24 protein-coding genes and 1 pseudogene are annotated in these 25,045 nt (G+C 70.7%); 12 read left to right on the forward strand and 13 right to left on the reverse strand.

Annotation, left to right across the window (positions count from 1 at the left end; genetic code table 11):
• The first annotated feature begins 69 nt into the window (after nucleotides 1-69).
• On the forward strand, nucleotides 70-1,023 hold the full coding sequence (locus AC6LKG_RS03950; RefSeq protein WP_498162870.1) for a LysR family transcriptional regulator: 954 nt from the start codon (nucleotides 70-72) through the stop codon (nucleotides 1,021-1,023).
• A gap of 74 nt (nucleotides 1,024-1,097) precedes the next feature.
• Here AC6LKG_RS03950 and AC6LKG_RS03955 read toward each other — a convergent pair whose 3' ends face one another.
• Nucleotides 1,098-1,712: a glutathione binding-like protein gene (locus AC6LKG_RS03955; RefSeq protein WP_498162872.1), complete on the reverse strand. Its 615-nt coding sequence runs from the start codon at nucleotides 1,710-1,712 to the stop codon at nucleotides 1,098-1,100.
• A gap of 118 nt (nucleotides 1,713-1,830) precedes the next feature.
• On the opposite strand from AC6LKG_RS03955, the gene AC6LKG_RS03960 reads away from it, so the two are divergent.
• On the forward strand, nucleotides 1,831-3,003 hold the full coding sequence (locus tag AC6LKG_RS03960) for a PQQ-dependent sugar dehydrogenase (protein WP_498162874.1): 1,173 nt from the start codon (nucleotides 1,831-1,833) through the stop codon (nucleotides 3,001-3,003).
• Between the two features lie 5 nt (nucleotides 3,004-3,008).
• Nucleotides 3,009-3,647 (forward strand): glutathione S-transferase family protein, encoded by a 639-nt coding sequence (locus AC6LKG_RS03965; RefSeq protein WP_498162875.1) that lies wholly within the window; start codon nucleotides 3,009-3,011, stop codon nucleotides 3,645-3,647.
• A 107-nt stretch (nucleotides 3,648-3,754) separates the two neighbouring features.
• Here the strand turns inward: AC6LKG_RS03965 and AC6LKG_RS03970 are convergent, their stop codons facing one another.
• The 5 genes from AC6LKG_RS03970 to AC6LKG_RS03990 form a co-directional block, all read right to left on the reverse strand.
• The gene (locus AC6LKG_RS03970) at nucleotides 3,755-4,243 is read right to left on the reverse strand and encodes a GlcG/HbpS family heme-binding protein (protein WP_498162877.1); all 489 of its coding nucleotides are present in this window, start codon (nucleotides 4,241-4,243) and stop codon (nucleotides 3,755-3,757) included.
• 122 nt (nucleotides 4,244-4,365) lie between these two features.
• Entirely contained in the window at nucleotides 4,366-4,980 is a 615-nt protein-coding gene (locus AC6LKG_RS03975; protein ID WP_498162879.1) for a response regulator transcription factor, read from the reverse strand.
• Nucleotides 4,977-6,416 carry a sensor histidine kinase gene (locus AC6LKG_RS03980; protein ID WP_498162881.1) on the reverse strand — a complete coding sequence of 480 codons (1,440 nt, stop codon included), beginning with the start codon at nucleotides 6,414-6,416 and terminating at the stop codon, nucleotides 4,977-4,979. Before AC6LKG_RS03980 ends, AC6LKG_RS03975 begins: the two co-directional genes overlap by 4 nt.
• 68 nt (nucleotides 6,417-6,484) lie before the next feature.
• The gene (locus AC6LKG_RS03985) at nucleotides 6,485-7,651 is read right to left on the reverse strand and encodes an HPP family protein (protein ID WP_020927788.1); all 1,167 of its coding nucleotides are present in this window, start codon (nucleotides 7,649-7,651) and stop codon (nucleotides 6,485-6,487) included.
• Between the two features lie 106 nt (nucleotides 7,652-7,757).
• The gene (locus tag AC6LKG_RS03990; protein ID WP_006385383.1) at nucleotides 7,758-8,210 is read right to left on the reverse strand and encodes a MarR family winged helix-turn-helix transcriptional regulator; all 453 of its coding nucleotides are present in this window, start codon (nucleotides 8,208-8,210) and stop codon (nucleotides 7,758-7,760) included.
• A 97-nt stretch (nucleotides 8,211-8,307) separates the two neighbouring features.
• Between AC6LKG_RS03990 and AC6LKG_RS03995 the strand changes: the two genes are divergently transcribed.
• On the forward strand, nucleotides 8,308-10,092 hold the full coding sequence (locus AC6LKG_RS03995) for a chloride channel protein (RefSeq protein WP_498162883.1): 1,785 nt from the start codon (nucleotides 8,308-8,310) through the stop codon (nucleotides 10,090-10,092).
• A gap of 73 nt (nucleotides 10,093-10,165) precedes the next feature.
• Here the strand turns inward: AC6LKG_RS03995 and AC6LKG_RS04000 are convergent, their stop codons facing one another.
• Entirely contained in the window at nucleotides 10,166-11,062 is an 897-nt protein-coding gene (locus AC6LKG_RS04000; RefSeq protein WP_006384459.1) for a LysR family transcriptional regulator, read from the reverse strand.
• A 133-nt stretch (nucleotides 11,063-11,195) separates the two neighbouring features.
• On the opposite strand from AC6LKG_RS04000, the gene argC reads away from it, so the two are divergent.
• Nucleotides 11,196-12,140, forward strand: coding sequence for an N-acetyl-gamma-glutamyl-phosphate reductase (argC, locus tag AC6LKG_RS04005; protein WP_498162885.1), 945 nt, complete (start codon nucleotides 11,196-11,198; stop codon nucleotides 12,138-12,140).
• A gap of 75 nt (nucleotides 12,141-12,215) precedes the next feature.
• Here the strand turns inward: argC and AC6LKG_RS04010 are convergent, their stop codons facing one another.
• Nucleotides 12,216-13,097 (reverse strand): MBL fold metallo-hydrolase, encoded by an 882-nt coding sequence (locus AC6LKG_RS04010; RefSeq protein ID WP_498162887.1) that lies wholly within the window; start codon nucleotides 13,095-13,097, stop codon nucleotides 12,216-12,218.
• 96 nt (nucleotides 13,098-13,193) lie between these two features.
• On the reverse strand, nucleotides 13,194-14,096 hold the full coding sequence (locus AC6LKG_RS04015; protein ID WP_498162888.1) for a LysR family transcriptional regulator: 903 nt from the start codon (nucleotides 14,094-14,096) through the stop codon (nucleotides 13,194-13,196).
• Nucleotides 14,097-14,243: 147 nt separating this feature from the next.
• On the opposite strand from AC6LKG_RS04015, the pseudogene AC6LKG_RS04020 reads away from it, so the two are divergent.
• The 4 genes and pseudogenes from AC6LKG_RS04020 to AC6LKG_RS04035 form a co-directional block, all read left to right on the forward strand.
• Nucleotides 14,244-15,860, forward strand: a pseudogene (locus AC6LKG_RS04020) (ATP-dependent acyl-CoA ligase); the annotation flags it as partial.
• Between the two features lie 31 nt (nucleotides 15,861-15,891).
• Complete coding sequence (locus AC6LKG_RS04025; protein WP_498162890.1) at nucleotides 15,892-17,205, forward strand: MFS transporter; 1,314 nt, start codon at nucleotides 15,892-15,894, stop codon at nucleotides 17,203-17,205.
• Nucleotides 17,202-18,344 carry a thiolase family protein gene (locus AC6LKG_RS04030; RefSeq protein ID WP_498162891.1) on the forward strand — a complete coding sequence of 381 codons (1,143 nt, stop codon included), beginning with the start codon at nucleotides 17,202-17,204 and terminating at the stop codon, nucleotides 18,342-18,344. Before AC6LKG_RS04025 ends, AC6LKG_RS04030 begins: the two co-directional genes overlap by 4 nt.
• Nucleotides 18,341-18,682 carry a zinc ribbon domain-containing protein gene (locus tag AC6LKG_RS04035; RefSeq protein ID WP_498162893.1) on the forward strand — a complete coding sequence of 114 codons (342 nt, stop codon included), beginning with the start codon at nucleotides 18,341-18,343 and terminating at the stop codon, nucleotides 18,680-18,682. Before AC6LKG_RS04030 ends, AC6LKG_RS04035 begins: the two co-directional genes overlap by 4 nt.
• Nucleotides 18,683-18,719: 37 nt before the next feature.
• Here the strand turns inward: AC6LKG_RS04035 and AC6LKG_RS04040 are convergent, their stop codons facing one another.
• Nucleotides 18,720-19,544: a TlpA family protein disulfide reductase gene (locus AC6LKG_RS04040; RefSeq protein WP_498162895.1), complete on the reverse strand. Its 825-nt coding sequence runs from the start codon at nucleotides 19,542-19,544 to the stop codon at nucleotides 18,720-18,722.
• Nucleotides 19,545-19,798: 254 nt separating this feature from the next.
• On the opposite strand from AC6LKG_RS04040, the gene AC6LKG_RS04045 reads away from it, so the two are divergent.
• The 3 genes from AC6LKG_RS04045 to AC6LKG_RS04055 all read left to right on the forward strand — a co-directional run bounded on the left by AC6LKG_RS04045 (nucleotide 19,799) and on the right by AC6LKG_RS04055 (nucleotide 22,105).
• Complete coding sequence (locus AC6LKG_RS04045) at nucleotides 19,799-20,590, forward strand: amino acid ABC transporter substrate-binding protein (RefSeq protein WP_498162896.1); 792 nt, start codon at nucleotides 19,799-19,801, stop codon at nucleotides 20,588-20,590.
• A gap of 89 nt (nucleotides 20,591-20,679) precedes the next feature.
• Nucleotides 20,680-21,333, forward strand: a complete 654-nt coding sequence (locus AC6LKG_RS04050) for an amino acid ABC transporter permease (RefSeq protein WP_175132055.1) — start codon at nucleotides 20,680-20,682, stop codon at nucleotides 21,331-21,333.
• Nucleotides 21,334-21,352: 19 nt separating this feature from the next.
• A complete protein-coding gene (locus AC6LKG_RS04055) occupies nucleotides 21,353-22,105 on the forward strand; it encodes an amino acid ABC transporter ATP-binding protein (protein ID WP_498162914.1) in 753 nt (250 codons plus the stop codon).
• A gap of 57 nt (nucleotides 22,106-22,162) precedes the next feature.
• On the opposite strand, the gene AC6LKG_RS04060 is transcribed toward AC6LKG_RS04055, so the two are convergent.
• The 3 genes from AC6LKG_RS04060 to AC6LKG_RS04070 form a co-directional block, all read right to left on the reverse strand.
• A complete protein-coding gene (locus tag AC6LKG_RS04060; RefSeq protein ID WP_498162898.1) occupies nucleotides 22,163-22,987 on the reverse strand; it encodes an ABC transporter ATP-binding protein in 825 nt (274 codons plus the stop codon).
• On the reverse strand, nucleotides 22,966-24,024 hold the full coding sequence (locus AC6LKG_RS04065; RefSeq protein WP_498162899.1) for a FecCD family ABC transporter permease: 1,059 nt from the start codon (nucleotides 24,022-24,024) through the stop codon (nucleotides 22,966-22,968). Before AC6LKG_RS04065 ends, AC6LKG_RS04060 begins: the two co-directional genes overlap by 22 nt.
• A partial coding sequence (locus AC6LKG_RS04070; protein WP_498162901.1) for a FecCD family ABC transporter permease occupies nucleotides 24,021-25,045 on the reverse strand: 1,025 nt, incomplete at its 5' end. The genes AC6LKG_RS04065 and AC6LKG_RS04070, both read right to left, overlap by 4 nt.

Consider the following 25,045-nt stretch of genomic DNA (forward strand, 5'->3'; position numbering starts at 1 on the left):
GTTTGCGGCACCGCGTCATCGAAAAATGTCGAAAACCTATAATCCGCCGTTATTGATCAAGGGGAAAAAATGGATGCGCACGACGATGCCGGCGAACTGGCGCCGAGCGCCGGCCGGCCGCTGAACCTGCGCCAGATCGAGGTGTTTCGCGCCATCATGATGGCCGGTTCGATCAGCGGCGCTGGCCGCATGCTGCACGTGTCGCAGCCGGCGGTGAGCCGGGTGCTGGCGCTGACCGAAGACCGGCTCGGTTACCGCCTGTTCGAGCGCGTGCGCAGCCGGCTGTCGCCCACCGCGGAGGCGCGGCGCCTGTATGCCGAAGTCGAGCAGGTCTATGGCGGCATCCAGCGCGTCAATGACCTGGCCGCCAGCCTGGGGCAATCCGGCGCCGGCATGCTCAGGGTGGTGGCCAGCGCCAGCTATGGCCAGCGGCTGGTGCCGATGGCGCTGGGGCGGTTTCGTGACCGCAACGCCGCGGCGCGGGTGGATTACCGCAGCGTCACGTTCGATGAGCTGGCGGCGTATTTCCTGTCGGGCCAGGCCGATATCGGCATCTCGATGCGGCCGCCCGATCATCCCAATCTGACCTCGGTCCGGCTGGCAACGGTGCCGGTCGTCTGCCTGCTGCCGCGGGACCATCCCCTGGCCGCGCACGGGGTCGTGCATCCGGAGGATTTCGCCTCGGCGGCCTGGATCGGGTATCCGCGCGATACGCCGCTGGGACAGGCCCTGCAGTCTTTTTTCGGCGGTGCGCCGGCCTGTCCGGCCGCGGTGGAAGTGCATTCGCCCGTGACCGCCTGTTCGTTCGTGCAGCAAGGTCTGGGGCCGGCGCTGGTGGATGCCTGGTGCGTGTCGCCGGAACAGACGGCAGGCGTGGTATTGCGGCCGATCGCGCCTGGGGCCAGCGTCGAGATCTGGGCCACCCATTCAAATCTGAGCGCGCCGCCCCTGCTGGCGCGGCGCTTCCTGGCGGCGGTCAAGAAGACCCTGGAGGTGGCCGCGCCGACGCCGGCCTGCGGCTGAAAATGGAATCGCCCCGGCGCGCGGGGCGGCGAGGCGATCCGATTGGCCGGCCCGTCAATCCGGCCCCGGCCGCGTTACTCCAGGCCTTCGGCCTTGAGCGCGGCCTTGACCCCGGCGTTGTCCTGCATGCGCTTGAAGAACGCGGCCAGATGGTCCTGGCCCGACAGGTCGACCTGCTTGGCGTTCGCCCAGCGCAGCACCACGTACAGGTAGGCGTCGGCGATCGACGGCGCATCGCCGCCCAGGTAGGGCTGGTCGATCAGTTGGGCGTCCAGCAGCGCGAACAGGCGCGTCAGCAGCTTGGACGCGGAGGCGGCCAGTTCCTGCTGCGGCGCTTCGTCGGTGAGGAAGCGGCCGGCGCCAAAGATCATCGAGAAGGTCTTGTGGATGTCGGAATTGATGAAACCGAGCCAGCGGCGCACGTCGGCGCGCGAGCGGGCCGAGCCGTCGCCCAGCAGCTTGGCCTGGGGGGCCTGCTCGGCCAGGTATTCGAGAATCGCGACGTTCTGGGTCAGGATGAAACCGTCATCGTCCAGCGCCGGCACGGCGCCGAGCGGGTTGACCTTGAGGAACTCGGCGCCCTTGAGTTCGTCGCGGCTGAGCTTGTGGGTCGTGTACGGCTTGCCGATCCATTCCAGCACGATGTGGGAAGCGAGCGAGCACGCGCCGGGCATGTAGTACAGTTTCATGTAAGGGAGTCTCCTGAGAGGAAAGGACGGGAGGCAACCCGTCGCTGGTTCCTATGGTACGCCACCCGCGCGGCGCCGCCGAACGTCGTCGCGCCTCTCCCAGCCGCCGGAGATGTCGATGCCTTCACGTCCGTCCGCGATCCGTCGCGCCTCGTCCCTGACCGCCTGCGCCGCCGCGCTGCTGTGCGCGCCGGCCTGGGCCTCGTCGCAGCAAAGTCCCGACCAGCCACCCGCCGCGCGCGTGCAGGTGACGGCCGTGGTGGGCGGACTGGACCATCCCTGGTCGATGGCCTTCCTGCCCGACGGCGGCGGCGTGCTGATCACCGAGCGGCCCGGCAGGCTGCGCCTGCTGCGCATGCCCGGCGGCTTGTCGGCGCCGCTGGCGGGCGTGCCCCAGGTGGCGGCGCAGGGGCAGGGCGGATTGCTGGATGTGGCGCTGTCGCCCAGCTTCCCCCAGGACCGGTATGTCTATCTGTCGTATGCCGAATCGGACGGTTCACGCAGCGGCACCGTGGTCGGCCGCGGCCGCTTGTCCGCCGACGCCGGCGCGCTGGACGATTTCCAGGTGCTGTTCCGCCAGGCGCCCAAGCTGTCGCAGGGGCTGCACTTCGGTTCGCGCCTGGCGTTCGACGGTAAGGGCTACCTGTTCATCGCCCTGGGCGAGAACAACCAGCGCCCCACCGCGCAGGACCTGGACAAGCTGCAGGGCAAGGTGGTGCGCCTGAAGGCCGACGGCTCGGTGCCGGCCGACAATCCCTTCGCCGGCAAGGCCGGCGCGCGCCCCGAGATCTGGTCGTACGGGCATCGCAACCCGCAGGGCATGGCGCTAAACCCCTGGACCGGCGCCTTGTGGGAAAGCGAGCATGGCCCGCGCGGCGGCGACGAGATCAACCTGGTGCGGCCCGGCGGGAACTACGGCTGGCCGCTGGCGACCTATGGCATCAACTATTCCGGCCAACCGATACCCGAGGCCAAGGGCGAGACGCTGCCCGGCATGGCGCCGCCGCTGTATTGGTGGGCCAGGTCGCCGGCCATCAGCGGCATGGCGTTCTACGACGCCGACCGCTTCCCGGCCTGGCGCGGGTCGCTGTTCATCGGCGCGCTGGCCGATCGCGAGCTGATCCGCCTGGCGCTCGATGGCGACAAGGTGGTGGCCGAGGAGCGGCTGCTGGGCGAGCGCAAGGCCCGCATCCGCGACGTGCGGCAGGGGCCGGACGGCCATGTCTACGTGCTGACGGATGCATCGCCAGGCGAACTGCTGCGGCTGGCGCCGCTGCAATCGGGAGGATGAACACCATGAAGACCTACGAATTGATCGGCTCGCCCGGCTGTGGCTCGGCCGTCGTCGAAATGGCGCTGGCGCTGGCCGACGTGCCGCACGTGCTGACCGATGTGCCCTATCTCAAGCCGGGCCCGCAACGCGACCGGCTGCTGCACCTGAACCCGCTGGGCCAGGTGCCGACGCTGATCACGCCCGATGGCGAAGTGATGACGGAAAGCGCGGCGATGGTGCTGCACCTGCACGACGTCGCGCCCCAGGCGGGCCTGGCCCCCGCGGCGACGCGGCCGGAGCGGCCACGCTTCCTGAACCTGCTGCTGCGGCTGGTGGCGGCTATCTATCCCACCTTCACCTACGGCGACGATCCGCCGCAGTGGACCACGGCGGGGGCACCGGCGGAATTGCTGCGCGAACGGGTGCATGGCCGTCGCGCCGAACTGTGGCTCGAACTGGAACGCCAGGCCGGTGCGCCGCACATGCTGGGCCGCCGCTTTTCGGCCCTGGACCTGTACGTGGCGGTGATGACGCACTGGCGTCCGGGACAGGCCTGGTTCGAGGCCAATTGCCCGGCGCTGACATCGGTAGCGCGCCAGGCGGCGCAGGAGCCGAACGTGGCGCGGGTGCTCAAGCGCAATTTCCCGCCGCCGACGGAGTAGCCGGCGGGCGCTGGCGCCGGCCGGCCGCTGGCCTTGGGCACCGGATGCGCGCGCGATGCCGGCTGCCGCCGGCAATCCGGCGGCATTCGGGGACAGGCTCGCCAGCTTTACTTGAACAATGCCGCGTTCTCTTGCAGCACCGCGTCCGCGCACTGCGCGTCCAGGTTGCCGCCGGGCGCGCCAGCCACGCCGATGGCGCCGATGACGTGGTCGCCGGACTTGATCGGCACGCCGCCGCCCAGCAGCAGGTAGCCGGGGATGTCGGTCAGGTTGGCGGCGCCGGGGTTCTTCTGCGCGTTCTCCATGATGGCCAGGGTCGGCGCCTTGGCGGAGGCCGCGGTGTAGGCCTTGGCGCGGCTGGCCTCGATGGTGTGCGGGCCGGCGTTGTCGGCGCGCGCGAAGGCCTTGAGCAGGCCGGCGCGGTCGACCACCGAAGCGCTGACGTTGTAGCCCTTGGCCTGGCAGGCGGCGACGGTGGCGCCGGCCAGCTTCTGGGCGTCGGCGCTGGAGATATTGCTTTCGGTGAGCACGGCGGCGTGGGCGGCGCCACTGACGGCGAGCGTGGCAACCAGGGCGGCGAGCGGGTGACGGGTCATGGTCTGCGTCCTTTCTTCAAGTGGGGATCAGGAGCAGTCAGTGTGGCCAAAACGCCGGCGGCGCGGTATTCGCCCGATTACCCACGCGCCTCCGTAGCGCTACGGAGGCGGCGGGGCGGGCTTCAGTCCAGCAGCGTGGCGTACTGGCGGATCAGTTGCGCCAGCGAGTCGGCTTCGAGCTTGGCGAAGACATTGGCGCGATAGGTTTCGACGGTGCGGGGCGACAGGTCGAACTCGCGCGCGATTTCCTTGTTGCTCATGCCCTGCACGATGCGCTCGAGCACTTCGTGTTCGCGCGTGGACAGCCGCGCCAGGCGCTCGGCGGCGGCCTGCGTCACGGCCAGCCGCTCGCGGCGGGCGATGTGGCCGCGCACGGCGGCCTGCACCGCGTCCAGGAACACGTCGTCATCCACCGGCTTTTGCAGGAATTCCATGGCGCCGCCCTTGAAGGCGCGGCGGCACAGGTCGACGTTGGCGTGGCCGGTCAGCATCACTACCGGCAGGTCGGCCGTATCGGCCAGCCGCGCCAGCACGTCGAGCCCGCTGATGCCGGGCATGCGGATGTCCAGCACCACGCAGCCGATGGCCTGTGGACTCAACTGCGCCAGGAACTGCAGCGGGTCGGCGTGGCTTTCGCTGCGCAGGCCGACGGCGCGCAACAGCAGCGCCAGCGCGTCGCGCACGGCGTCGTCGTCATCGACCAGGTAGACCAGCGGGGATTGATCGGACGTATTCATGCAGCGCCTCCAGCCAGGGGCAGCATCAGGGTGAAGCAGGCGCCCGAGGGTTGCAGGTTGCGCGCCGCGAGGCGGCCGTCCATGGCGCCAGCCAACGTTTCGCAAAGCGCCAGGCCCAGCCCCATGCCCTGGGCGCGGGTGGTATAGAACGGCGTGAACAGGCGGGGCAACGCGTCGGCGGCGATGCCGGGGCCGCTGTCGCTGACGCTGAAGACGTAGTTGGCGCCCTCGGCGCGGCCTTCGAGCGCGATCTGACGCGGGCCGGATGCGCCCGCCAGCGCGTCGGCGGCGTTCTGGACCAGGTTGTGCAGGATCTGTTCCAGGGCCACCCGGTCGGCCAGCGGCCGGGCCTGCGGGCTGGCGTTGCGCCAGCTCAGCTCGATGCCCTGGCGCGCCAGCTCGGGTTCGCGCAGGAAGCGCAGCGAGGCCACCAGCGCATCCGCGTCCAGCGCTTCGCGCCGGCCTGGCACGCTGGGCTGCACCAGGGCGCGCATGCGGCTGATGATCTCGGCGGCGCGCTTGGCCTGCTCGGCGCTGGCCAGCAACGCGCGCCGCACCGTGGGGCGTTCCTCGTCGTCGTCCAGCAGACGTTGCGCGGCGCGCGTCTGCGCCAGGATCGCGGTCAGCGGCTGGTTCAGTTCGTGGGCGATGCCGGCCGCCATTTCACCCAGCGCGCCAAGGCGCGCCATCGCGGCCAGGCGCGCCTGTTCCTGCTGGCGCCTGGCCTCGGCGCGTGAGCGCCGGGTGGCCGCCACGCCAGCCACCAGCAGCCCGCTGGTCAGGGCCCACAGCAGCCAGGGCAGCCAGGGCCAGGTGGCCGGCGTGAGCGTGCGCGTGCTGTGCAGCATGAAAGGCTGGCTGGCCGCGCCCAGCGGTTTGGACAGGGCCAGGGGCCATCCGGGCGTAACCGGTTCGGGCTGGCGTTGCAGCAGCGCCAGCGGCTGCGGGCCGATGGCAAGCGTCAGGTTGGATAGGCCGGCGGGAAAATCGGCCGCGGCGAGCAGGTCGCGCGCGTCCACCTGCAGGCTCCAGCCGGAGGGCGACACCAGCCAATAGCGGGCGTCGTCCAGCGGCAGTGTGACGGGGCGGCCCAGGGCGCGGGCCTGGTCGAGGGCGGAGGGCAGGCCGGGCGGCTCGGCGCTGCTGCCGGCCCAGGCGCCGTCCGCCAGATAGCCGAGCGCCCGCAGTTGCGGCATGGCCGGGCGCAGGCTGGGAAACAGCCGTTCGGGCGCGGGCGGGTGCGACAGCGCGGCCAGCGTCGCCAGCACCGCCTCGTGCTGCACGGTCTTCTGGCTCAGCATGCGCTGGGCCACGCTGGTGTCCTGGAAAAAACGGTCGTACTGGTCGACGTAGTGCTGGCGGCCGATCCAGAGGGCGCCGAGGCAGAACATGACCAGCCAGTAGAGGAGGACGCGGTGGCGCAAGGGGGGCTTCACGCTGGAATTATGCCCTGCGGGCCGCACACCCCGGAATCCGTAGGGCTACGGAGGCGGGCGCCGCCGCTTCAAGCGGCCAGGCGGTCGCTGTCGTCGGTGTCGGGCGCGGTCTGGGAAGCGGCCGACAGCGCCATCTGGTGCAGCGCGGCCACCAGGTCGGATTGGGTCACCAGGCCGACCAGCACGCGGTCCTCGCCCAGCACCGGCACGCAGTGCAGGCTGTCGGACATGGGGCGGGCCAGTTCGATCGCGGGCAGGTCGGGGTGGGCGAACGGCACTTCCGAGCGCATGCAGTCGGCCACCAGCAGGTCGGCGGGCGCGCCGCCGGCCGCGGCCACCTGGGCCGGCCGGCTCTTGCGCGCCAGCACGTCGCCCTGGGCCAGCATGCCGGCGTAGTGGCCGGCGGAATCAAGCACCGGCAGCCATTGCAGCCGGTGCTTGTCGAACAGGCGCACGGCGTAGTCCAGCGGATCCTGCTGCTGCACCGAGACCACGTCACGCGACATGATGTCGGCGCAGCGCACGTCGCCAAAGCGGCGGCGGCTGGCGCGCAACTCGGCCGCCAGCACGATTTCCTCGAGGTCTTCCTTGCTGATGTCGAGCAGCTCGCCGCGCTGCGCCAGGGCCTGGTCGAGATCGGCGCGCGAGAAACCGAGCCGCGCGCTGGGCGCCGGATCGCGGGTCTGGTGATTGGTGGCCGGTTCGGCGTGGCGGCGCGGGTAGTTGCGCTTGAGCAGGCCGTTGAAGACCACGGCGATGCTGAGCAGGATGGCGGAATTCAAGGCCACCGGCCACAACGCGAAACCATAGCCCAGCGCCGCCACCTGCGGTCCGCCCAGCACCGCGGTCAGGGCCACGGCGCCGCTGGGCGGGTGCAGGCAGCGCAGCCAGAACATGGTGGCGATCGCCAACGCGGCGGCGGTAGCCGCGGCCACGCCGGGGTCGGCGATCGATTGGGCGCAGAACACGCCGATCAGGGCCGAGACGAAATTGCCCGCCATGATCGACCAGGGCTGGGCCAGCGGGCTGGCGGGCGCGGCGAACAGCAGCACGGCGGAAGCGCCCATGGGTGCGATGAACCACGGATTGGCGCTGCCCAGCGCATGGTGTCCGACCCATTCGGTGCAGAACAGCCCGACCAGCGCGCCTACCGCGCCATAGAGCTTCTCGCGTGTATTGACGCCGACCGGCGCTGGCGCGAACGCACCCAGCCAGCGCTTGATTGCCACACCCAAAACCTTCTCCTCGCCGTTCCAGATATATCGGGGGACGACAATTTATCACGCGGCGCGCCGGGCGGCGGCATGAGCTTATGCCTGCAAGTGATAAGAAACGCGGGAATCAGCGGTCGGCGGGATCGTCGCCGATGCGCGCCAGCAGCCGTGTCAGCAGCGGGCGCATGGCGCGCAATTCTTCCAGGTGGGAAGCCGACAGGCTGGCCAGGATGCGCTCGGCCTTGTCGGTCAGCACCACTTCGACGCGGCGGCCATCGGCGGCATCGGGTTCGCGGCTGACCAGGTCGAGCCGCTCCAGCCGGTTGACCAGTTCGGCGGCGGTGTGCGGTCGCACCAGCAGGCGTTCGGCGATCTCGCCCACGTACAGGCCGCGTCGGCCAGGCGCGCCGGGGCGGCTGCCCTTGATGGCCAGCAGCGCCTGGTGCTGCTGCGGCATCAGTTCAAGGCCGGCGGCGGCGTTTTCGCTGAAGGCGGCGAACTTGCGCAGCGCGTAGCGGAAATCGGCCAGCAGTTCGTAGTCCGAGGCGGAGGGCAGGGCGGGGGGCTTGGAACGTTTCACGGGCCGATTCTAATATATGTCGTGATACGATGTATTTGACCTTTCGCAAATCTCCCTCCCGCCCGGCTTGCCGTTTTCTTCCCTTTCCCCTCGAATCATGCCTCCCGTTTCTTCTTCCGCCCGTGCCTTGCGGCTGGGCGACTTCACCACCGACAAACGTGTCGTGCTGCTGATGGCGCTGGCCGTGCCGACCGGCCTGGCCAGCGTGGCCGCGGCCTGGGCCCTGCTGCGCCTGATCGCGCTGTGCACCAACCTGGCCTACCACGGCCTGTTTTCGTTCGCCGACCTGCCCATCACCACCGGCCGGCTCGGGCCGGCGTCGGTGCTGATTCCCGTCGTCGGCTGCCTCATCATCGGCCTGATGGCCCGCTATGGATCCGAGAAGATCCGCGGCCACGGCATTCCCGAGGCGATGGAAGCCATCCTGATAGGCAAGAGCCGCATCGCGCCCAAGGTCGCGGTGCTCAAGCCGGTGTCGTCGGCCATTTCCATCGGCACCGGCGGCCCGTTCGGCGCCGAGGGGCCCATCATCATGACCGGCGGCGCCATCGGCTCGCTGCTGGCGCAGACCATCCACTTGAATGATGGCGAGCGCAAGACGCTGCTGGTGGCGGGCGCGGCCGCGGGCATGACGGCGATCTTCGCCACGCCGCTGGCCGCGGTGCTGCTGGCGGTGGAGCTGCTGCTGTTCGAATGGAAGCCGCGCAGCTTCCTGCCCGTGGCCACCGCCGCGCTGGTGGCCGCCGCCGCGCGCGCCTTCGTGCTGGATGCCGGGCCGGTCTTCAGCCACGCCGGCGCCATGTCGTTCACGCCGTGGCACTTGCTGGCGTGCGCCGCCGTGGGGGTGTTGGCGGGGCTGGGCTCGGGCGTGCTGACGTCGCTGGTGTACGCGGCCGAGGACCTGTTCGAGAAACTGCCGCTGCACTGGATGTGGTGGCCGGCCCTGGGCGGCCTGGCCATCGGCATCGGCGGCCTGATCGACCCGGCCGCGCTGGGCGTCGGCTATGACAACATCCGCCACCTGCTGGCCGGCGACCTGGCGCTGCAGGCGGTGTTGCTGCTGCTGGTGGTGAAAGTGGCGATCTGGTCGATCGCGCTGGGTTCGGGCACCTCGGGCGGGGTGCTGGCGCCCTTGCTGATCTTCGGCGGCGCCCTGGGCGCGTTGGCCACGCCGTGGCTGCCGCAGGCGCCGCCGGGCTTCTGGGCGCTGGTGGGCATGGCAGCGATGATGGGCGGCACCATGCGCGCGCCGCTGACGGCCACGCTGTTCGCGGTCGAGCTGACCGGCAACCTGGGCGCGTTGCTGCCGGTGCTGGCCGCCTGCGTGTTCGCCTACGGCGTCACGGTATTGCTGCTGCGCCGTTCCATCCTGACCGAGAAAATCGCGCGCCGCGGCCACCACATCAGCCGCGAATACCGGGTCGATCCATTCGACCTGCTGCGCGCCAGCCAGGTCATGACCACGCCGGTGCAGACCCTGCCGGACGCCTTGACGGTGGCGCAGGCGATCGCGCATTTCACGACCGCGCAGCCGGTGCACACGAGCTATCCCGTCATCGATGCCGAGGGCGTGGCGGTGGGCGAGGTGACCCGCGCCGACAGCCTGGCCTGGGCGCTGGAGCCGGCGCGGCAAGAGCAGACCCTGGCGCAGGCGCTGCAAGGGCGCGAACTGGTCTACGGTTATCCCGAGGAACTGGCCAGCCAAATTGCCGACCGCATGGCGCTGTCCGGCGCCGGCCGCGTGCCGATCCTGGAGCGCGGCACCGGCCGGGTGCTGGGCATCGTCGGCCGCAAGGACCTGTTCCGCAGCCGCGCCCGGCGCCTGCGCGAGGAAAGCGAGCGCGCGGCATTCCTGCGGCGGGCGCCATCTTCCGGAGCCTGATGCGCCTGGCTCGCCAGCGGCCACTGCGCGAATCGCGAAGGCCGGTGCGCGACGCCGCCCCCGACTGGCTGGATCAGTGGTGCCCGCCGGCCGCGCGCAACAGCCACAACGCATCGAGCACGTGCTGCGTGGCGCGCTCGACCTGGCCATCGCGATGCGCGATGCCCAGCGGCCGCCACAGTGCCGGACGCAAGGGCCGCATGACGATGCGCGGATCGGGTTGCGGCGCGGTGGCTTCGTGCGGCAGCAGGGTCGCGCCGTAACCGGCCGCCACCAGGCTCTTGATGGCGTCGTTGTAGTTCAGCTGGATGCGCGGGCGCGGGTTCAGGCCGGCGCCGGCGAACCATTCGCCGGTCTGGCGCGACAGCCGGGTGCTGGCGTCGTTCAGGATCAGCGGCCGTTCGCCGAGCCACGCGGGCGTGACGCGCGCCGGCGCGTCCCAGGCGGCGGGCAGGAAGGCCATGATGGGATCGCGCCGCCACGGGCGCAGCACCAGGCCGGGCACGGGCGGTTGCGGCAGCGCCACCAGGCCCACGTCGAGCGTGCCGTCGCGCAATTGCTGCAGCGTTTCCTGCGAGGTCAGCACCGCCACCTGCACGTCGATGCCGGGATGTTCGCGCCCCAGGGTTTCCAGCGCGCGCGGCAGCAGATGGGCGATGGCGCCGGTGGACGCGCCCAGCCGCACCCGGCCGCCCAGGCCCTGCACCTGCCGCTGCACGTCGTCGAGCGCCTGGTCGGCGTCGGCCAGCAGGCGGCGGGCGCGTTCCAGCAGGGTGTCGCCGATGGGCGTGGGCCGCACCTGGCCGCGGGTGCGCGTGAGCAGCGGCGCGCCGATGCGGGCTTCCAGGTCGGCCACGTGCAGGCTGACGGTGGGCGGCGCCAGGTGCAGCGCGCGGGCGGCCTCGGCGAACGAGCCCAGGTCGGCGATGGCGACCAGGGTGCGCAGGCGGTCAAGGTTGATTTCACGCATGGCGGTATCGTTCAGGAAATCTGAATTCAACCGTCATGATATTCGACTTTTCCTATGCCTGGCATTGCGCAATGATGGCATCCATCCCCGCAATCCTCCGGCAGCGCGCCGGTTCTTCCGCAAAGGCACGCACATGACGCATCCTCTTGTATTCATCGATGGCGACCAGGGCACCACCGGCCTGCAGATCCACGAACGGCTGCGCGGCCGCGCCGACCTGCGCCTGCTGACCTTGCCCGAGGCCGACCGCAAGGATGCGCGGCGCCGCGCCGAGGCCATCAATGCCGCCGACATCGCCATCCTGTGCCTGCCCGACGAACCGGCGCGCCAGGCGGTGGCGTCCATCGCCAACCCCGAGGTGCGGGTGATCGACGCCAGCTCGGCGCATCGCACCACGCCCGGCTGGGTCTATGGCTTCCCCGAAATGGAGTCGGCGCAGGCGCGGCGCATCGCCGAAGCCAAGCGGGTCAGCAACCCGGGCTGCTATCCCACCGGCGCCATCGCCTTGCTGCGGCCGCTGGTGCGGGCCGGCCTGGTGCCGGCCGACTATCCGTTGGCGATCCACGCCGTGTCCGGCTATTCGGGCGGCGGGCGCGCCAGCGTCGACGCCTACGAGGCGCCGGGCGCCACGGGCGGGCTGGCCTTTCAGATCTACGGATTGGGCCTGGCGCACAAGCACACGCCCGAAATCGAGCGCCACGCCGGTCTGTCGCAACGGCCGGTGTTCGTGCCGTCGTACGGCGCGTTCCGGCAGGGCATCGTGCTGACCGTGCCCTTGCAACTGCGCCTGCTGCCGGCCGGCGTCACGGCCGCGCAATTGCACCAATGCCTGGCCCGGCACTATGACGGCAGCCGCCACGTGCAGGTGGCGGCGCCGCAGGAGGCCGCCGCGCAGACCCATCTGGATCCGCAGGCGCTCAATGGCACCAACGACCTGCGGCTGGCGGTGCATGGCAATGAAGCGCAGGGCCAGGTGCTGCTGAGCGCCGTGTTCGACAACCTGGGCAAGGGCGCGTCGGGCGCGGCGGTGCAGAACCTGGACCTGATACTGGAGGCGCTGGCGGCGGCCGAGGCCTGAACGCAATTGGGGCGCGCCATCGGACGCGCCCCTTGGCCGGCCGGCACGGCCGGCGCCGTTTCCCCTTTCAGTGCTTCACCACTTCATTTCGCCCTTGGCCACCTTGGCGCTGATCTCCAGCGAAGCGGCGGCGCCGGCTTGCGGGTAGCGCGCGCGCATCGCCTGGATCAGCGCGGCGCCGTCCTTGGCCTGGGCCGCTTCGGCCTCGAAGGCGCGCAGGTAGCCCTGGGTGTAATGCACCGAATCCAGCGTCAACGGCGCGCCGGGAGCGTAATGGCCCGGCACCACGGTGGTGGGCCTGAGGCCCTCGATGCGGGCCAGCGTTGCCAGCCAATCGGCGCGCGATTGCGGCGTCTGCGTGTCGGCGGTCCACACGTGCAGGTTGCCGAACACCACGACGCCGCCCACCACCGCCTTGCGCGACGGGATCCAGACGAAGCTGCGGTCGGGCTGCGGGCCGTCCAGCCCGGTGATCCGCAGCGTTTCGCCTTCCAGCGTCAGGGTGTCGCCTTCCAACACTTGCGGAATGACCGCCTTGCGCGGCGCGTCGGCGCCCAGCTTCGGCCCCCAGAACGCCAGCTTGGCGTCCACGGTGTCGCGGATATGGCGCACGGTGGGGGCGGTGGCCACGACCTTGGCCCGCGGAAACGCCGCCAGGACGGTGTCGAGCCCGAAGTAGAAATCCGGGTCGCCGTGGCTGATGTAGATGGTGGTCAGCGTCTTGCCGCTGGCGCGCACCAGCGCCACCAACTGTCCGGCCTGCGACTTGCCGAACTGGGCATCGATCAGGATTGCCTCGCGTTGGCCGCTGACGAGCACGGACGAAACCTGGAAGATGGCGTCGTTGCCGGGGTTGTAGGGCGTGAGGGTCAGTTCGGTGGCGGCGGCCAGGCCGGGAGTGGACAGGGCCAGCGCCAGGGCGGGCAACAGGCGGCGCAGGGTGGGCAGGGGAGACATGGCGGTTTCCTGGAAAGAGAGGGAATGACGGCAGTCTAGTTGCGCCATTCGGTCAGATAAACCGCGATGCCTGCGCGAGTCTGTTGCGTTGATCGGTCAAATAGTGGCAGGCGGGGCGTCGCCGGCCGGATCCGCCAGGGTCTGCACCACCAGCGTGCGCAGCCAGCGCGTGCCGGGGTCGCTTTCGAAGCGCGCGTGCCAGTGCACGGTGACGCTCAGGGGCGGCAGCGCCAGCGGCAGCGGCCGGATCTCGAAGGCGCCGTCGCGGTTGAACCATACCGCCGCGCGATGCGGCAGCGTGACCGTCAGGTCGGTGCGCCGCACGATTTCGGCGGCGGCCGAGAAATGCGGCAGTGTCAGGTAGGGCTGGCGGTGCAGCCCGGCCTCCCCGAGCACGTCGTCCAGCAGGCGGTGGGCGCTGGCGCGCGAGGCCACCAGGATGTGGTCCAGGCGCTTGAACTGGCCGCGGGTCAGGCCGGCCGCCAGCACGGGATGGCCGCGACGGCCCATGCAGGCGTAGCGCTCGCTGAACAGGTCGGCATGGCGCGTGTGACGGCCCAGGCCGGCCAGGTTGCCGATGGCCAGGTCGATTTCGCCGTCCTTGAGCGCCTGCGGCAGTTGTTCCAGCGGCACCTCCACCACCTCGACCTGCAGGCGCGGCGCCAGGGCGTGCACGCGCTCCATCAGGCTGGGCAGGAACACCATTTCGCCGATGTCCGACATCGACAGACGAAAGCGCCGCGTGCTGCTGTCCGGCTCGAAATGCTGCCGCAGGCTGACGGCCTCGGCAAAGCTGTGCATGCCGCGTTCGATTGGATCGGCCAGGGCGAAGGCCACCGGCGTGGGCCGCATGCCGGCGGGCGTGCGCACGAACAGCGGATCGTCGAATTTCTCGCGCAGCCGCGCCAGGGCATAACTGACCGCCGGCTGCGTCAGCTGCAGGCGCTGGGCCGCGCGCGTGACGCTGCGTTCGTGCATCACGGTTAGGAAAACCCGCATGAGATTCAAGTCGAAGTCCACGCCCGCCCTTGTTATCAGTCAGCCTTATGCAATGAATAATACCCATAAATTTGACACATAAATAGTTGATTCCTAGACTAATTTTCACGAGCCGCGGCAGCGACCGCCGGCCGCCGACAACAAGGGGAAAAGCACGCCATGCAAGCGTTGACATTGCCGTCGCTGTTGCGCGATCAGGCCGCCCGCCAGGGCCGGCGTCCGTGGGTCCAGGCGCCGGGCGGGGCGCTGAGCTACGCCGAGGCGCCCGAACATGCGGCGCGCTGGGCGGCGCTGCTGGCCGCGGCCGGGGTGGCGCGCGGCGACCGCGTCGGGCTGATGGCGGGCAATCGCATCGAGTTCCTGTCTATCGTGCTGGGCTGTGGTTGGCTGGGCGCGGTGGTGGTGCCCATCAACACCGCCTCGCGCGGCATGCAACTGCAACACATACTGGCCAACAGCGGCTGCGTGCTGCTGGTGGCGGACAAGGCTGCCTGCCCGGCGCTGGCCGGCCTGGATGCGCAGGGCCTGGCGCTGCGGCGCATCTGGCTGCTGGAGGCCGTCCCGGCAAGAGAAGCGGGCGCGGTTGACGCCGGCGCCGCACCGGCCGCCGGCCTGCCCGCGCCGGCCACGCCCGTGCCGCCGTTGCCGCACGCCCCTATCCCGGCGGCCGACCTGGGCCCGGGCGACACGCTGGCGATCCTCTATACCTCCGGCACCTCGGGCCTGTCCAAAGGCGTGTGCTGCCCGCACGCGCAGTTCCATTGGTGGGGCGTGATCGCCGCCCGCAACCTGGAGATCGGCGCGGATGACGTGCTCTACACCAGCCTGCCGCTGTTCCACACCAACGCGCTCAACGCCTGCTTCCAGGCGTTGGCCACGGGCGCGTCGATTGTGTGCGATGAACGGTTCTCGGTCAGCCGCTATTTCGAGCGGCTGGCGGCCACCGGCGCCACCGTGACCTATCTGCTGGGCGCCATGGTGCCTATGTTGCTGGCGCGCGAGCCGTCGGCCGCCGAAGGCACCCACCGCACCCGCATCGCGCTGGCCCCGGGCGTGCCGGAACGCTTCCATGCCGTCTTCACCGAGCGCAGCGGCATCGCGCTGCTGGAAGGCTACGGCTCCACCGAAACCAACTTCGCGCTGGGCGGCACCCTGGCCGAGCAGCGCCCTGGCGCCATGGGGCGGGCCGCCCCCGAGTTCGAGGCCATCGTCGCGGACGAGCACGACGCGCCGCTGCCCGACGGCCAGGCCGGCGAGCTGCTGCTGCGGGCGCGGCCGCCGTTCGCCATCGCCACCGGCTACTTTGGCATGGCGGACAAGACGGTCGAGGCCTGGCGCAACCTGTGGTTCCACACCGGCGACCGCGTGGTGCGCGACGCCGACGGCTACTTCCGCTTCCTGGACCGCATGAAGGACGCGATCCGCCGGCGCGGCGAGAACATCTCGTCGTACGAGGTCGAGCAAGTGCTGCTGGCGCATCCGTCGGTGGCGGTGGCTGCGGTCTACGCGGTGCGCTCTGAGCTGGCCGAGGACGAGGTCATGGCGGCGCTGGTCTGCAAGCCGGGCTGCGCGCTCACGCCCGAGGCGCTGCTGGATTTCTGCCAGCCGCGCATGCCGTATTTCGCCGTGCCGCGCTATCTGCGCGTGCTGGATGACCTGCCGCGCACCGAGAACGGCAAGGTCCGCAAGTTCCGGTTGCGCGACGAGGGCGTGACCGTTGACACCTGGGATCGCGACGCTGCCGGCTACCGCGTGGCGCGCTGACTCCTGTCCATACAAACCAAGGGGCAAGAACATGACGATGGCATACCAGGGCGCGGCGCAGAGCGCCGAGGAGCAGGCCCGCAGGAAGCGCACGCGGCGGGTAGTGATGGCCTCCGTCGCCGGCAACGCGATGGAGTGGTACGACTTTTTCATCTACGGCACGGCGGCGGCGCTGGTGTTCGGCGAGCTGTTCTTTCCCAAGGGCACCGATCCGCTGCTGGGCACCATGGGCGCCTTCGCCGGCTTTGCCGTGGGTTTCCTGGCGCGGCCGCTGGGCGGCGTGGTGTTCGGCCACATCGGCGACCGCTACGGCCGCAAGCTGGCGCTGGAATGGACGCTGGGCATCATGGGCGCGGCCACCTTCCTGATCGGGCTGTTGCCCACCTATGAGCAGATCGGCATCTGGGCGCCGGTGGCAATGGTGGTGCTGCGCGTGCTGCAGGGCGCGGCGGCCGGCGGCGAGTGGGGCGGCGGGGTACTGCTCATCAGCGAGGCGGTGGGCGGCAAGCGCCGCGGCTATTTTTCGTCGTTCAGCCAGTTGGGCGTGGCCGGCGGCTTCGTGCTGTCTTCCGCGGTCTTCATGCTGGCGCAGCAATTGCCGCAGGAGACCTTCATGAGCTGGGGCTGGCGCCTGCCGTTCCTGTTGAGCGTGCTGATCTTCGGCATCGGCCTGTACATCCGCAAGCACATCCCCGAAAGCGACGAGTTCGTGCAAGCCAAGAAGACCGCCAGGCGCGGCATGCCGGCGGTGGAAGTGTTCCGCCGCTATCCGCGCCAGGTGTTCACGGCCATGGGTCTGCGGGTGGCGGAGAACGGCGGCTCGTACATCTTCCTGGCGTTTGCGCTGGCCTACGGCAAGTTCCTTGGCATTCCCAATGACGTGATGCTGGGCGGGGTGCTGGCGTCGATGTTCATCGAGCTGGGAACGCTGGTGTGGTTCGGCCACCTGTCGGACCGCATCGGCCGGCGCGCCGTCTACCTGATCGGATCGGCCGGCTTGATGCTGGCGGCGTTTCCGTTCTTCTGGCTGGTGCAAACCAAGGAGCCGGTGTGGATCTTCCTGGCGTTCTTCCTGGGCAACACGGTCTGCCACGCGGCCATGATCGGCACCCAGCCGGCGTATTTCGCCGAGCTGTTTCCGGCCGAGGTGCGCTACACCGGCCTGGCGCTGGGCCATGAGCTGGCCTCGGTGTTCGCCGGCGGCCTGTCGCCGCTGATCGCCATGGCGCTGCTGCGCAAGTATGAATCGGCCACGCCGGTGGCGTGGTTCCTGGTGGGGATGGCGGCCATCACCGTCGTCACCTTGCTGCTGACGCGCGAACCGCCGCGCCAGGAATCGGCATGAGCGGCGGTCCGGGCATCGTCGGCGTGGGCGAGACGCCCGCGCTGCGCCATCCCGAGCCCGGCTGCGACACGGCCATGCTGATTGCGCGGGCGGTGCGGCTGGCGCTGGACGACGCCGGATTGCGGCCGGCGGACGTCGACGGCCTGGGGCTGGCCTCGTTCACGCTGCGTCCCGACCGCGCCATCGACATGGCGTGGCGGCTGGGGTTGACGCTGGGCTGGTGCATGCAGGACGAGATGGGCGGCGCCAGCGCCATCAACCTGCTGCGCCACGCCTGGCTGGCGCTGCGGGCCGGGCAGGCGCGCACCATTGTGCTGGTGGCGGGTGACCATTTCGCCGGCGCCGATTTTGCCGAGCTGGTGGGGCGCTACAACCGCAGCGCGCAGGATTACCTGAGCCCGCTGGGCTGCGCCGGGCCGAACCCGTTGTTCGCCATGCTGACGCAGCGGCAGATGGCGCAAACCGGCCTGCGGCGCGAGGATTATGGCGCGCTATGCGTGGCGCAGCGCGCCTGGGCGGGCGCCAATCCCAACGCCGCCTACCGCCAGCCGCTGACGCTGGCGCAATACCTGGAGGCGCCGCTGGTGGCCGCGCCGCTGGGCCGGCTCGATTGCGTGCCGGTGGTCAGCGGCGCCTGCGCACTGGTGCTGCAGGCGCGGCCGCAAGGCGTGCACGTCGCGCTGCGGGCCAGCGGCGCGCGCTACAACGACGACCAGCAGGAGGGCGACGGGCTGGTGACCGGCATCGCCGGGTTCGCGCCCGCGCTGTGGGCCGAGGCCGGCCTCGGCCCGCAAGACATGGACGTGATCGGCGTGTACGACGATTACCCGGCGATGGCGGTGGCGCAACTGTGCGACCTGGGCCTGGCGCCGGCGGACGACCTGGCGGGCTTCATCGCGCGCCGCATCGCCACGCGTGAGCTAGCGGTCAACACCGCGGGCGGACAACTGTCGGCGGGGCAGGCCGGCACGGCCGGCGGCATGCACGGGCTGGCGGAAGTGGCGCGCCAGTTGCTGGGCCGGGCTGGCGCGCGCCAGGTGGCGGGCGCGCGCCATGGCGTGGCGACCGGCTACGGCATGGTGCAACTGCGTTACGGCATGTGCGCCAACGCTGCGGTGCTGGCCAGGGAGGGCGCATGAGTTTCAGGGTGATGGAATGTGCGCGCTGCGGGCACCGGGTCTACCCGGCGCGGCTGTGGTGCCCGGCCTGCGGGCACGAGCGGGCGCGCGAGGTGGCGGTGGAGGACGCCGAGCTGCTGGCGTGGACCCGCGTGCCCGGCAAGGCGGACGATGGCGGCTGCGTCTTGGCCACCGTCAACGCATTGCCGCGCGGGCCGCTGCTGGTGGTGCGCCTGCCCGAGGCGCCGGGGCATGAAACGGGGCAACGCCTGCGCCTGTTCGCGCGAACCGTGCAAGGGGTGGCGCTGCCCTGGGCGCAAGCGCCTTCCGAAGGGGACGGCGCCCAGGGCGAGGGCTGACGCCACGGAGTCGGCGGGATCGTGCCGGCGCCTCGCGTCACCGGCGGGCGTCGGCGGCCCGGATCGATTCCAGCCGTTGCGCCAGCGTGGCGCTCGACAGTTCGCCGACGCGCAGGTCCACCAGCCGGCCTTCGGCATCGAGGAACAGCGTGGCCGGCAGCCCGCGATTGCTCATCTGGCGCGAGGCTTCGCCGGCCGGGTCGAGCAGGGCGTTGGCCAGGGACGGCGCGTGTTCGTCCAGGTACTGGCGCACGGTGGCCGCCGCCTCGCCCTGGTTGAGAAAGACGAAATGGATGTCGGGGTTGGCGGCCTGCGCCTGTTCGAAGGCCGGCATCTCGCGGCGGCACGGCGGGCACCAACTGGCCCACAGGTTCACGACCATGGGCTTGCCATGGAAGGAGGCCAGGGTGGCGGCGGCGCCGTCCAACTGTTGCAGCGACACGCCGGCCAGCCGGGGCGGTATCTGGGGCGGTGGCGCCAGCAGGCGGCCGCCACCCAGCCAGAGGCCGGCGCCCAGCGCCATCGCGAGCAGCATGGCGCGGCGCGGGGCACGGTTGCGCAGCGAGGCATAGGCGCCATAGGCCAGCGCCGCGGCCAGCCCGGCGCCGCCGGCCCAGCCGCCGTCGCGCAGGTCCAGCACCCTGATCGGGTCCTGCGCGAAGTGATCGCGATATCGCCAGACGAATGCCAGGCGCGCCACCAGCAAGCCCAGCAGCAGGCAGCGCCACAGCTCGCGGCTGGTGGCCTCGACACGGCTGCCGGCCAGCAGCCGGCCGGCGATCAGGCCGACGACGACGGCTGCCGTCAGCAGCGCGAGCTCGATGGGAAACACCAACGGGCCGATACGCAGGGCGGGACTCATGCGGCGCGCTCCCGGGGCGTGGCCGCGCCGGGGCGGCCGTTGCTGCGAAATTCCATGGCAAGAGGCAAGTGGAGGCGAGCCCCAAGCCTAGCATGGCGGCGCAGCAGGCCCGGGTGAACGGGGTTGTCGCCGGATGGCTGAGAATACGGCCGCGCTGAAACACATATTTCCAGGGACGCTAAAATAATGCGCTCGCGGCTTTCGTCGAGCCCTCCGGCCTTCTTCATTCCTGCGCCTCGCGCCCTCGATAAAACATGAAAAAACTGACTGCTGTTCTTCTCGTGTCCGCCACCACGATGCTGACCGCCTGCGGCCCGTCCGACAATGCGCCGGCCGCCAGCGCGCAGGCCCCGGCCGCCGCCCGCAAGGTCGTCGTCGGCCTGGACGACAACTTCCCGCCGATGGGTTTCCGCGATGCCAGCAACCAGATCGTCGGTTTCGACGTCGATATGGCCAAGGAAGCCAGCAAGCGCCTCGGCCTGGAAGTCGAATTCAAGCCGATCGACTGGAGCGCCAAGGAGGCCGAGCTGAACGGCAAGCGCGTCGACGTGCTCTGGAACGGACTGACCATCACCGAAGAGCGCAAGAAGAACATCAGCTTTACCGCGCCGTACATGGCCAACCACCAGATCATCATCGTCGGCAACGCTTCGCCGGTGAAGACCAAGGCCGACCTGGCCGGCAAGGTGGTCGGCGCCCAGGACGGCAGCAGCGCCACCGACGCCATCGCCAAGGACCCGGTCGCCGGCAGCATCAAGGAAGTCAAGAAGTTCGGCGACAACGTCACCGCGCTGATGGACCTGGCCGCCGGTCGCCTGGACGCCATCGTGGTCGACGAAGTGGTGGGCCGCTACCTGATCAGCAAGCGCGCCGGCGAATACCGCGTGCTGGACGAGAACTTCGGCACCGAAGACTACGGTGTGGGCGTGCGCAAGGACGACACCGAATTGCTGGCCAAGCTCGACAAGACGCTGGATGCGATGAAGCAGGATGGCACCGCCGGCCGCATCGCCACCCAGTGGTTCGGCACCAACATCATCAAGTAATCTTCCGGGCGTTTTTCAGTCCGGCGGGCGGCTCGCGCCGGCTGTACCGCCCCTGAATCACCCCGCCGACCAGGCGCTCATTCCTCCGCATGGACTACGTACTCTCCCTTCTGGGGCCCATGGCGCAAGGCGCGAAAGTGACCTTGACGCTGTTTTTCATCACGCTGGCGCTAGCCGTGCCGCTGGGCCTGGTGCTGGCGCTGCTGCGCATCTCCAAATGGGGGTTCGTCAGCCAGTTGGTCAACGGCTATATCTGGCTGATGCGCGGCACGCCGCTGATGCTGCAGATGCTGTTCATCTACTTCGCGCTGCCGTTCGTGCCGGTGGTGGGCGTGCGCCTGCCCGATTTTCCGGCGGCGGTGGTGGCGTTTGCGCTGAACTACGCGGCGTATTTCGCCGAGATCTTCCGCGCCGGCATCCAAGCGGTCGATCGCGGCCAGTACGAGGGCAGCAAGGTGCTGGGCATGACCTATCTGCAGACGCTGCGCCGTATCGTGCTGCCGCAGATGGTGCAGCGGGTGCTGCCGCCCATGAGCAACGAAACCATCACCCTGGTCAAGGACACCTCCCTGATCTACGTGCTGGCGCTCAACGACATCCTGCGCACCGCGCGCGGTATCGTCCAGCGCGACTTCACCACCACGCCGTTCCTGGTGGCGGCCGCCTTCTATCTCATCATGACGCTGGTGTTGACCTGGTTCTTCCAGCGTATGGAAAAGCGCTATGCCAAATACGACCAGTAATCCGAGCGGGCGCGGCGCCATGATCTCGGCGCGCGGCATCGTCAAGTCGTTCGGCGCCAACCGGGTGCTGGACCAGGTCTCGCTGGAACTGGGCAAGGGCGAGGTGGTGGCGGTGATCGGGCCGTCGGGCTCGGGCAAGAGCACCTTCCTGCGTTGCCTGAACCATCTGGAGATCATCGACGAGGGCAGCATCGAGATCGAGGGCGAGGCCCTGGCCACCGCGGTGCCGGGCGGCCACAGCCGCTATGCCGGCGACAGCGAGGTGCGCCGCATCTGCCGCAAGATGGGCATGGTGTTCCAGTCGTTCAACCTGTTCCCGCACATGACGGTGCTGCAGAACGTCATCGAAGCGCCCATGACCGTCAAGCGCATGCCGCGCGCCGCCATCGTGCCCAAGGCCGAGGAACTGCTGCGCAAGGTCGGCCTGCTGAACAAGCGCGACAACTATCCCACGCGCCTGTCCGGCGGCCAGAAGCAGCGCGTGGCCATCGCCCGCGCGCTGGCGATGGAGCCCGACATCATGCTGTTCGACGAACCGACTTCGGCGCTCGACCCCGAGCTGACCGGCGAAGTGCTGCGCACCATGCGCCAGTTGGCCGACGAGCACATGACCATGCTGGTGGTGACCCACGAAATGGGTTTCGCCCGCGAAGTGGCGCACCGCGTCATCTTCATGGACGAGGGCCGCATCGTCGAAGAAGCGCCTTCCGCCGACTTCTTCCGCGCGCCCCAGCATCCGCGCAGCCGCGAGTTCCTGGCGCACATGCTGTAAGGGCGGTATCGGCGCCGGGCGGCTTGCCGCCGTCTTGGCGTCGCCAGCGCGCCGGTCTCAGTACTGGCCGCCGCGCCGGGGCACGACCATGGGGCTGCCGGTCTCCGGATCCGGCAGCACCCGGCATTCCAGATCGAACACCTGCCGCATGGCGTCCTCCGTGACCACCTGGCGCACCTCGCCCTGCGCGGCGATGGCGCCGGCCCGCATCATGACGACGCGATCGGCATAGCGGAACGCCAGGTTCAGGTCGTGCAGCACCACCACCAGCGTGCGCCCGGCGCGGTGCAGGCGCGCGCACAGCTCCAGCAGGTCGATCTGGTGGCGGATGTCCAGAAACGTGGTGGGCTCGTCCAGCAACATGATGCCGGCGTCCTGCGCCAGCACCAGCGCCAGCCAGGCGCGTTGGCGCTGGCCGCCGGACAGCGTGTGCACGGGATGATCGGCCAGGTGCGCCAGGTCCGTATCGGCCAGCGCCGCGTCGACCGCCCGGGCGTCGGCGGGCGACCACTGCCGCAGCAGGGTCTGGTGCGGATAACGGCCGCGCGCTACCAGGTCGCGCACCGTGATCATTTCCGGGGCCAGCGGGTTCTGCGGCAGATAGGCCAGGCGCCGCGCCACCGTCTTGCGCCGCAGGCTGGCCAGGTCGGCGCCGTCCAGCAGCGCCTGGCCCTGGCTGGGCGCCAGCGCGCCGCCCAGCACACGCAGCAGCGTGGACTTGCCGCAGCCATTGGGGCCGACCACCGCGGTGAACGCGCCTGGCGCCACCGCCAGCGACAGGTCGCGCAGCACGGCCGTGTCGCCGTAGGACAGGCTGACCTGCCGCAGTTGCAGCGCCGACGGCGCGTCGGCCGTATCGTTCAGGTGGAGGTCTTGCGCCATTCGAGCACCAGCAGAAATGCGAGATAGACACCGCCGATGCCGGCGGTCAGGACACCCACGGGCAGGCCGTTGGGGCCGGCCAGGCGGGTCAACAGGTCGGCGCCGGCCAGCAGCACCGCGCCAGTCAGGGCCGCCAGCAGGGGTTGCGGCCCGCTGGCCGGCACGCAGCGCCGCGCGATCTGCGGCGCCGCCAGCGCGACGAAGGCCACCGGGCCGGCCACCGTGACCGCCGCCGCGGCCGCCAGCACCGCCACCAGCGTGGCGGCCAGCCGGCTGCGCGATGGCGTGGCGCCGAGGGCCTGGGCCAGATCGTCGCCCATCTCCAGCAGCCGCAGGCGGGCGCACAGCGCCAGCCCGAGCGGCAGCAACAGGGCGCCGGCTGCCCCGATCAGGGCGACATCGGTCCAGGTTTTGCCGGCCAGGCTGCCATTGAGCCAGGCCGCGGCCAGGTAGGCCTGTTCGCGCCGCAGGTTGGACAGGCCGTATTGCACAAAGGCGAAGGCGATCGCGCCCACGGCGATGCCGGCGATGACCATGCGCTGGGGTGCGCCGAAGCCGGCGCCGGAGCCGAACCAGACGCCGGCCGTGGCCAGCAGCGCGCCCGCCGCCGCGCCCCAGGCCACCGGCATCAGCCCGGGCCAGACCATGGCCACGGCCACCGCGCCCGCGGACGCGCCGGCGGTCAGGCCGATGACGTCGGGACTGCCGAGGGGGTTGCGGGTGAGGCTCTGGAACAGCGCGCCGGACAGGCCCAGCGCGGCGCCCGCGCCCAACGCCGACAGGGCGCGCGGCAGGCGCACGGTATGCACCAGCCATTGCTCCACGGCGCCGCCGGCGCCTTGCAGCGCTTGCCACAGCGCGCTCCAGGACAGCCCGGGATCGCCGGCCCGCAGCGTCGTGGCGAGCACGGCGCCGGCCAGCGCCAGCAGCAGCGCCGCATAAACCAGCGCGCGCGGCGCGACGGGCCAGGCGAGCCAGTTGCCGGCGCGCAGCAGGCGCGTTGGTTGCGCGATCAGGCGCGGCGTTGCGCGGGTCATGCCAGGCTCCGCGGCCGGCTGCGCAGGGCCGCCAACAGGAAGGGCGCGCCGATGAACGCCACGACCACGCCCGTCAGCAACTCGGCGGGCGCGCGCAACAGCCGCCCCAGGATGTCCGCGATCAGCATCAGCAGCGGACCCAACACCGCGCAGTAGGCCAGCAGCCAGCGCAGGTCCGCTCCGGCCACGCGACGCGCCATGTGCGGCACGGCCAGGCCCACGAAGGCGATCGGGCCGGCGGCGGCGGTGGCGGCCGCGGCCAGTATCGCCACGCACAGCAGGCCCAGCAGGCGGCACAGGCCGGCCCGCAGCCCGAGCGCCTGCGCCAGCGCGTGGCCCAGCGCCAGCAGGTTGAGCGGCCGCGCCAGGGCCGCGGCCAACAGCAGGCCAAAACCGATGTAGGGCGCGGCGCGCCATGCCGCGTCGAGCGATTGGCCCGCCAGCGATCCCACGGCCCAGAAGCGGTAGGCATCGAAGATGTCTTCGCGCAGCAGCGCCACCGCCTGCACATAGGCGAACAGCACTGCGTTGACGGCGGCGCCGGCCAGGATCAGCCGCACCGGTTGCAGTCCGCGGCCGCCGGCCCCGATCAGGTACACGGCCGCCGCGGCGCCCAGCGCGCCGGGCAGCGCGGCCCAGAACGGATGCGCCGGCAGGCCGCCCAGGACCAGGGCGGCGGTCACGATGGACGCGGCCGCGCCGGCATTGACGCCGAGCAGGCCCGGCTCGGCAAGCGGATTGCGGGTCAGCGCCTGGATCAGCGCGCCGGCGACCGCCAGGGCCGCGCCGGTCAGCACGGCCAGCAGGGTGCGCGGGACGCGCGAGGCCACCACCAGCGCCGCGTGGCTGTCGTCGGGCTGCAGCAGCGCGCGCCAGACCGTGGCCGCCGACAGGCCGCGCGAGCCGAGCCACAGGCTTGCCAGCGCGGCGGCGGCCAACAGCATACAGGCGCCCAGCAGCAGCTGCGCGCGCCAGCGGGGGGGTGCGGAGCTGGTCTCTTGTACTGTGCTGGTGGAGCCGA

Source organism: Achromobacter sp. 46006, assembly GCF_059761975.1.

Excerpts from the sequence above, each read along its gene's own strand:
- AC6LKG_RS03950 (WP_498162870.1), top strand. The coding sequence starts at position 70 with ATGGATGCGCACGACGATGCCGGCGAACTGGCGCCGAGCGCCGGCCGG.
- AC6LKG_RS03955 (WP_498162872.1), bottom strand. The coding sequence starts at position 1,712 with ATGAAACTGTACTACATGCCCGGCGCGTGCTCGCTCGCTTCCCACATC.
- AC6LKG_RS03960 (WP_498162874.1), top strand. The coding sequence starts at position 1,831 with ATGCCTTCACGTCCGTCCGCGATCCGTCGCGCCTCGTCCCTGACCGCC.
- AC6LKG_RS03965 (WP_498162875.1), top strand. The coding sequence starts at position 3,009 with ATGAAGACCTACGAATTGATCGGCTCGCCCGGCTGTGGCTCGGCCGTC.
- AC6LKG_RS03970 (WP_498162877.1), bottom strand. The coding sequence starts at position 4,243 with ATGACCCGTCACCCGCTCGCCGCCCTGGTTGCCACGCTCGCCGTCAGT.
- AC6LKG_RS03975 (WP_498162879.1), bottom strand. The coding sequence starts at position 4,980 with ATGAATACGTCCGATCAATCCCCGCTGGTCTACCTGGTCGATGACGAC.
- AC6LKG_RS03995 (WP_498162883.1), top strand. The coding sequence starts at position 8,308 with ATGCCTCCCGTTTCTTCTTCCGCCCGTGCCTTGCGGCTGGGCGACTTC.
- AC6LKG_RS04000 (WP_006384459.1), bottom strand. The coding sequence starts at position 11,062 with ATGCGTGAAATCAACCTTGACCGCCTGCGCACCCTGGTCGCCATCGCC.
- argC (WP_498162885.1), top strand. The coding sequence starts at position 11,196 with ATGACGCATCCTCTTGTATTCATCGATGGCGACCAGGGCACCACCGGC.
- AC6LKG_RS04010 (WP_498162887.1), bottom strand. The coding sequence starts at position 13,097 with ATGTCTCCCCTGCCCACCCTGCGCCGCCTGTTGCCCGCCCTGGCGCTG.
- AC6LKG_RS04015 (WP_498162888.1), bottom strand. The coding sequence starts at position 14,096 with ATGCGGGTTTTCCTAACCGTGATGCACGAACGCAGCGTCACGCGCGCG.
- AC6LKG_RS04025 (WP_498162890.1), top strand. The coding sequence starts at position 15,892 with ATGACGATGGCATACCAGGGCGCGGCGCAGAGCGCCGAGGAGCAGGCC.
- AC6LKG_RS04030 (WP_498162891.1), top strand. The coding sequence starts at position 17,202 with ATGAGCGGCGGTCCGGGCATCGTCGGCGTGGGCGAGACGCCCGCGCTG.
- AC6LKG_RS04035 (WP_498162893.1), top strand. The coding sequence starts at position 18,341 with ATGAGTTTCAGGGTGATGGAATGTGCGCGCTGCGGGCACCGGGTCTAC.
- AC6LKG_RS04040 (WP_498162895.1), bottom strand. The coding sequence starts at position 19,544 with ATGAGTCCCGCCCTGCGTATCGGCCCGTTGGTGTTTCCCATCGAGCTC.
- AC6LKG_RS04045 (WP_498162896.1), top strand. The coding sequence starts at position 19,799 with ATGAAAAAACTGACTGCTGTTCTTCTCGTGTCCGCCACCACGATGCTG.
- AC6LKG_RS04050 (WP_175132055.1), top strand. The coding sequence starts at position 20,680 with ATGGACTACGTACTCTCCCTTCTGGGGCCCATGGCGCAAGGCGCGAAA.
- AC6LKG_RS04055 (WP_498162914.1), top strand. The coding sequence starts at position 21,353 with ATGATCTCGGCGCGCGGCATCGTCAAGTCGTTCGGCGCCAACCGGGTG.
- AC6LKG_RS04060 (WP_498162898.1), bottom strand. The coding sequence starts at position 22,987 with ATGGCGCAAGACCTCCACCTGAACGATACGGCCGACGCGCCGTCGGCG.
- AC6LKG_RS04065 (WP_498162899.1), bottom strand. The coding sequence starts at position 24,024 with ATGACCCGCGCAACGCCGCGCCTGATCGCGCAACCAACGCGCCTGCTG.